This window comes from Thermococcus sp. M36 (assembly GCF_012027355.1).
Lineage (GTDB): Archaea > Methanobacteriota_B > Thermococci > Thermococcales > Thermococcaceae > Thermococcus.
The window spans coordinates 1-405 of the sequence record NZ_SNUH01000300.1; the positions used below are offsets into that span (position 1 = coordinate 1).

The following is a 405-nucleotide window of genomic DNA, read 5'->3' on the forward strand; positions in this document are numbered from 1 at the left end:
AGCAGTTATTTGAATGCCATTCAATAATAACAATTAAAAATTAATTTAAGTCGTTACCAACTGTAACGACTTTTTTGTTGTCTATATTTATGTTTTGAAAGTTTATTTATGCAATCAATCTGTAAAAAAATAGTTGCCGCTTTTATCTTTTATCTTTTCACATTTCACTTTGCTACAGCTCAAAAAATCAGCAAGCTTAACTTTTTAAGTGAATATACGGTGCCTCATAATCTTCAATTCAAAGGCACTACTGTTGGTGGTTTATCGGGTATTGATTATGATGCAAAAAACAATTTGTATTATATAATAAGTGATGACAGAAGTGCTATTAATGCAGCCCGTTATTATACTGCTAAAATTTTCTTTTCGAATAATAAAATAGACAGTGTTGTTTTTGTTGATGTT

1 protein-coding gene is annotated in these 405 nt (G+C 28.4%); it reads left to right on the plus strand.

Features of this window, described 5'->3' with window-relative positions; translation table 11 throughout:
- Positions 1 to 108 precede the first annotated feature (108 nt).
- A partial coding sequence (locus E3E36_RS12435; protein ID WP_167895640.1) for an esterase-like activity of phytase family protein occupies positions 109 to 405 on the plus strand: 297 nt, incomplete at its 3' end.